This window comes from Streptomyces sp. NPDC037301 (assembly GCF_055602785.1).
Genome location: NZ_JBVJWD010000034.1, coordinates 21642 through 27641 on the forward strand (window position 1 = coordinate 21642; position 6000 = coordinate 27641).

A 6000-nucleotide genomic window follows, 5' to 3' on the forward strand; every position below is an offset into this window, starting at 1 on the left:
TAGAGACAAGTGGGCTAGTTAATCTGTCCTTCGTCCCGCCCACCAGCAGCTTCAGGAGCGTGAGGTGCCACCTCGCCGATTTGACGGCCCACGCCTAAGAGCGGTCCGCCGAGCAGCAGAAATGCACCAGCACCAGCTGGCAGAGGACCTCGGACTTGGATCCCATGTGCAAGTCGCCCGCTGGGAGAGCGGCAAGGCGTTCCCGGCTCCCGAGAAACTGCCCGGCATCGCCAAGGCGCTCCATCAACACCTGGATGACCTCTTTCCTCGGGACGGTGACCCCGACCTCGCCGACCTGAGATGTGACGCCGGCTTCTCGCAGGGCAGCGCTGCCGACGTGGTCAAAGAAGTAAGCCGCTTCCAGCTGGGTGCTGCGGAGCGCGGGAGGCGCCGCCTCGACAGCTCATCGCTGCCAGCCGTGGCACGCGCCTACGGGGTCAGCGTCGAGGAACTGGTGGCCGCCCAGGACAGGTCATTCGGTGAATTCGTGCCGGCAACCACCACGCCAGCGCCGCAGACGCTGGCGGAAAAGCTGACGGAGCTCCTCCAGGCCACATTCCCTGAAGGTGTTCCTTCCGATGCGGATGTCGCCGCATCCATCAACGCTACGGTCGGCAGCGAAGCCATCAACGCCGCGCAGATTGAGGCTCTTCGCGCCGGCACGCCACCGGACCAGATCTTCACGGATGCCGCACAGACGATGGCCTTCGAGGCACTTGGCCTGTACTTCGGTGTTTCGCCGCTGCACTTCCAGGACGACAAGGCCATGGAGCGGCGAGTCCTCGACGACATCCGGTACCTCGCCGAGCAGCATCAGATCACCCTCGCCGCACGAGGCGGCGAGGGCGGGGTGTCCGATGCCTTTCTCGCCGTTCTCAACGAGCTGATCGACAGCGAAATCCGAGAGCACAATGATCGCCAGCCACCCGCAGCGCCTCCTATGTAACCAGCTGGTGACCTAGCTAGGCGGTCGAGGAGCCGGCGCCTGCCCGGAGAGGTTGACGAAGGGGTGATGCGCCCGATTCGCGGCGCGCTCCGGCCTCGTCGAGCAGCTGACGTACCTGCTCATCCGTGATAGCCGCGTAGGCGTGCTGGACACGCACGAGCCAGAAGGCCTCTGCCTGGCTGTCGGCGAGGGGCTTGTCGGGAAGTCCGCCCACGGGCAGTTCGACCCGTCGGCCGGACCGCGCGTTCTGCAGAGCGGCCTTGATCCAGTACGCCTCTGCGGCCGGCTCGGGATCAGCCAGAGCCTCCGTAGCGGCCTCGGCGCACATCAGCAGGTCCGGGCTGGCATGGTGGCGCAGCTGCTCCACCGCATCGGCAATCTCCTGTGTCCACCGGTCAAGGCGGACATCAAGTGGTGGCGAAGTGCGGGTCAGCTCCCTGAATTGCGACACCGGCGGCTGAAAGGCGAGGTGAGGGAACTGGCCCACCAACTCATGCCAGAGGGGGTAAAGAGTGTTCAGCGTCCGCCACGATGTCCAGCGTGTCACGGCGGCGTGGGTCGTGGGGATACTGGCCCCTGCTGCCCAGAGGCAGGCCGCCGCGATGTTGACCGTGTCAGAGATGGTTCGCATCATCACCGCGCTGACGCCCGTTGGTGCCCACACAGTGAAGATCCGAACCGCTGGATAGATGGCGTAAATGGTTGCCGAAGTGGCCATAAGGGTCAATCCGAGACGCAACGCTTGAATGTCGGCCCGTCGGCCTGCCTTGAACCACTGATAGGCGCATGTCGCCGAAGCCGCGCTGAGATAGACGTAGTCGATCGAAATGAAGACTGCGGCGCCCCACTGGCCGGCGTGGTCGCTGGCGAAGTCGACACTGGGCTGGCTTCGGTCCACCGCGGTGAAGAAGAGGATGACCATCGCCGCCACGGCGCCGAAGGCTGAGGCATGGGCCACCCGGCTCACTCGCCGCGACACGGCGATGTGACGCGGAGTCCGCCCCGGCCGGGGCTTCCCGTAGATCGCAGTGATGTAGCTCAGTGCCGCAAGGATCGCGATCATGGACGACACGTACTTGAGTAGCGCAGACAGGTCCGTAACGGCCGACCGGTCCAGCGCGTACTTCACCTCTGGGACGCGGCACCACATCGCCACGGCGAAACCCGCACTGCATCCCCAGAGAGCGCGACGGAGGGGATCCCGGAAGCGAAGAGCGGCCGGCAGCCGCCACAGGGCGACGATCGTCATCGCGATGGCTATGACGTAGGTCAGTCCACCCAGCACAGGTGGCTCCCTACTTCTGCCGGATCGACTGCTGCGGCGCGGCCACGGGATGGGACAGGCTCGACTCCAGGAGGCTGACCAGGTCGTCTCCCGCGGGTCGTCGGCGGGCCAGGCGCTTGATCAGCGACGCTGAAAGCTCGGCCTCCCGCTCCTCCGCGGTGTCATACCGGGCGCGTGCCTGGATGACTGTGTCCGCGCCGATTACCTCAGCCAGCTGCCGAAGTGCACCAATGGGCAGCGAGCGCGCCACCTGTGCCGGAGGAATGGACGCCCCGTGGTCGAGCCACTCGTGCGCCAGCTCGTGCAGGATCGTGTGCTCGGTCTGGTTCGGCGTAGGCCTGCGCCGGTAGAGCACGTAGGTGGTACTCCGCCCTCTCACGCGAAGACCGCAGGCGGTACGCAAGTCGGCATCCCGGTCATCGATCGGAATCAGTCGGATAGTGCGCCCGCGGGTCATCTCCATCGCGGACACCAGGCCCGGGATGCTAAACGGAGTGGGAAGCGGCAAGTGTGCCAGTTTCGCCTCACACACCTTACGTAGCCTGCGCACCTCAATGCCCGAGCGCAGCGCCTCCAGCAACTCCATCGTCGTCCTCCCACAGCGCAATGCATCACAACAACCAGAAGCAGAGGTTCCCATGCCTACCGCCCGGCAGAAAAGCCCCGTCTAGTCGGATAGAGGGAATTGAGAGTCCCCCTTACGGCGTATAGGCACCGATGTGATCGACTTGACCTATCGGCGGGCAGGAACTTCCCGCATCTAGGTGGGACAAATCTCCCTGCTAACCTTTGGAAAGCTCGAACCTGCGCATAGGTCGAGTCAAAGAAGATGTGATCAACAACCCACGAATCTCGTAATGTGACCGTGACAAGAAACGCCCCCGAGGCACTGACCATCACCCGCATATTGCGGAACGCCCGCGCCCGGATCGACCCGGCGCGGATTCCTGGCTTCGCTGCCCGATTCGACCCCAGATCCAAACCAGGGCTCACGCAGCGTGAGGTGGCTCAGTTGCTCGGTGGGTCCGACCCTCGCTGGTACCGAGACCTTGAGCTGGGGAAACCCCGCAACTTCTCGCCGACGTTCCTCAGCTCGGTGCGGCAGATCCTGGCGCTCGACGAAGCGGAGTGGGAGGCCGTCCGGCGCTCCGTCGGCGGCTCTCGATCGGTGGACGGGTCGGATCTCCCGGTGCCCGGTGGTTCACTCCCCGATTCCGTCGTCGCATTCGTTGAAGGCCAGCGATGGCCTGCCCTCTTGTGTGATCGCAGATGGGACGTTCTCGCCTGTAATGCTGCAGCAACCCAAGGTTCGCCGTGGGTGCGGCACGGCTTCAATGTGCTGGAGTGGGCGCTCACGTATCCCGATGCGCGAGTCCAGCTGATCAACTGGGAAATTGACTGGGCCATGCCATTGGTCGCCCGGCTGCGTCTATATTCCGAGCTGTGGCCGGAAGACGAACGGATTCAGTCCCTGGTCGGGGTGGTCCGTTCCGACCTCAAGGGGCGTGAGATATGGAATTCACCCAAGCTTCCGACACCTTCGCGTCCTGATTCCTCGGAGTCGCGACGGATCTTTCTCCCGCATCATGGGGACAGAGAATTCGAAGTGACTCTCCTAAGCCTGACGGTTGATGACATTCCGTCAAGTCGGCTTTTGGTTGCCGTGCCTACGCAGGCCCGACTGAATGGGGTGTGAGGAGTGCCGCGCAGGACGTTGCCTGACCCGCCAATAGGCGTGCGGACGAGGGCTTTGAAGTCGTTCATCCCCTGGCTCGCCTTGACCAGTCTCCGCTTGCAAGGCGGTTGGGCGTGAGGGGCTCTCTTATGGTGGCGCGCTCACACGGGAGTGCATCAGCGAGGGAGGCGGATTGGCCCCGATCAGTGGCCAATCCCCAGACCGGGAAGGAACAGCCGGCCAGGAATGGAAGCGTTGATGCGGGTGACACTCAGGTCGCGAGGGCTGTTGGCGCCGCGGAACCGCAGCTCGGCAACTACCAGATGGGCTATCGCTGCAGCACCCTCCGCGTCAGGGGCGAAGTACGACTCCCAGCACCTGAGGACGGGAAGCCACGCCTGCCACCCCCGGCCCGTGATCGACTCCTGCTGCCCCGCGACCTCCGGCCCGTCCTGATCGTGGATGAAGGCGGACAGGTCATCCCGGGCGCTATAGAGGACTGCCAGAACGCGGTTGTCATCCGCACGATTGACGATGTCGAACCCAGGCGCCCAGCCGCCATCTGCGCCGAGCTGGTCGGGTATCTGAGCCGACCATGCCGTCAGCAAAGTCTGCAGCGACTCCTCCAAGCGCTCCCAGTTCGAAGCCGTGTGTGTCGCGGCCACCGCTGGTGGGGGAGTGCCTTGGTGGGGGGCGTACAGCTGCCACAGGAACGGAAGGTCGGCGTATCGAAGGGTCTGCCCTGGTCCGTCACCCACGCCGCGTTCGAAGATCTCGAACTCGCGCTCTTCCAGGTCCGCAGTGCGGCGCACGGTGAGCTGCAGGCCGTCCCGCCCCTGGTCCAGCAGCAGCGTCCGCGACTCCGATCGCCAGCGAATGCTCGGCCCGTCAGCGCGGCCCCCGTAGGACGTGGGACGACCTATTCGATCGATCAGCGTCCTCAGTACTCCTGGGACTGTCGCCTGAGGCTCCAAGGTGACCGGCAGACGGAGCAGGTCATCGGCCGAAGGCTGCGTGTACAGCTGCTCGGCGTGTCTGCCTATGTCCCCGACGCCATCGTCACTCGTGTCAAGTTTGCGCATGTTCGACATCATAAGCGCTAGTTTATTGCGTATTGCTGGGCATCTCATCGTCAAGAGCTTGCCGCCCAAAGCGACGAAGTGCGGTGGCCAGGTCGGACCAAGGGGCTGGTCTGGTACTGGTCTCCAGTTCGTGTCAGCACGGCGAGCGCCCGTTAGCCGACCCGGCCCGCCTGGCACAGGAGACGGCAGGGGTGGCCGACATCACAGTGATGGCCGACTTGGCGGAGATGGGCCCTGTCGAACCGGCTGGACCGGGGCAGCGCATGGGGCGGGTGGCTCCATAGATGACGAGGAGCAGCTTTTCTCGGCGGATTCGGGAGGCATCGGCAGACGCCAAGAGGCCGGAATGCCGGTGAGTGCCGGCAGCACTCGCCAATGGCCACAGGGCCGACTGCGATCCAAGGCCTTGATACTGAGAGACGCGGCAGCAGCCGTATGTGTTACGTCAACCGTTGACGCTACGAAGGAGAACGGTGGGAGTGGTGGCAGCCGTCATCCGTTCCAATGTGCGGTGCCGCCGACGGGCTGGCATAAGGGCATCCCTTGCTCAGGTCAGGCCCTGGCGCATCGCGCACGCGACGGCATGGCTCCGGTTGCGAAGCTGGTAGCGGCTCATCACCGCTTGCAGCGTGCTCTTGATCGTGCGCTCGGAATAGGCGAGCTTCGTCGCGATGACTCCGGTGTCGTGCCCTTCGGCGATGAGGCGGAGCACGTTCTCCTGCAATGTGTCAACCTCCGACATGAGTGCTCCCAGCAGGTTGGGGGCATGTAGCCGTTGCCTTGTGCCAAGGTCTCTGTGACGTGGACTAGGTGCTCCGGTGTTGCCTCGCTGCGAGGTACGAATCCTGCCACCCCGCAGCCCACGGCCCTGAGCACTGCCTGTTCCGAGAAGTCGGCCACGATGAGGACGGTGCGAGTGGTGGGGGGGGGGGGGGGGGGGGGGGGGGGGAGAGGGAAAGGGGGGGGGGGGGGGGGGGGGGGGGGGGGGGAAGGGAGGAGGCGGGGAAGTGGA

At 64.8% G+C, this 6000-nt stretch carries 6 protein-coding genes; 2 read left to right on the forward strand and 4 right to left on the reverse strand.

From position 1 onward, the window contains the following. The first annotated feature begins 64 nt into the window (after positions 1-64). On the forward strand, positions 65-946 hold the full coding sequence (locus ACZ7IB_RS35500) for a helix-turn-helix domain-containing protein (protein ID WP_470918333.1): 882 nt from the start codon (positions 65-67) through the stop codon (positions 944-946). A 16-nt stretch (positions 947-962) separates the two neighbouring features. Here ACZ7IB_RS35500 and ACZ7IB_RS35505 read toward each other — a convergent pair whose 3' ends face one another. Together ACZ7IB_RS35505 and ACZ7IB_RS35510 are read right to left on the reverse strand one after the other, a co-directional pair. Next, positions 963-2231: an MAB_1171c family putative transporter gene (locus ACZ7IB_RS35505; RefSeq protein WP_470918335.1), complete on the reverse strand. Its 1269-nt coding sequence runs from the start codon at positions 2229-2231 to the stop codon at positions 963-965. A gap of 10 nt (positions 2232-2241) precedes the next feature. Next, positions 2242-2817, reverse strand: a complete 576-nt coding sequence (locus ACZ7IB_RS35510) for a hypothetical protein (RefSeq protein ID WP_470918337.1) — start codon at positions 2815-2817, stop codon at positions 2242-2244. Positions 2818-3090: 273 nt separating this feature from the next. Here ACZ7IB_RS35510 and ACZ7IB_RS35515 point away from each other — a divergent pair, with 273 nt between their 5' ends. After that, positions 3091-3927: an MmyB family transcriptional regulator gene (locus ACZ7IB_RS35515; RefSeq protein WP_470918338.1), complete on the forward strand. Its 837-nt coding sequence runs from the start codon at positions 3091-3093 to the stop codon at positions 3925-3927. A 182-nt stretch (positions 3928-4109) separates the two neighbouring features. Here the strand turns inward: ACZ7IB_RS35515 and ACZ7IB_RS35520 are convergent, their stop codons facing one another. Further along, complete coding sequence (locus tag ACZ7IB_RS35520) at positions 4110-4988, reverse strand: hypothetical protein (protein ID WP_470918339.1); 879 nt, start codon at positions 4986-4988, stop codon at positions 4110-4112. Positions 4989-5535: 547 nt separating this feature from the next. Then, positions 5536-5730 (reverse strand): response regulator transcription factor, encoded by a 195-nt coding sequence (locus ACZ7IB_RS35525; protein WP_470918341.1) that lies wholly within the window; start codon positions 5728-5730, stop codon positions 5536-5538. Positions 5731-6000: the final 270 nt, after the last annotated feature.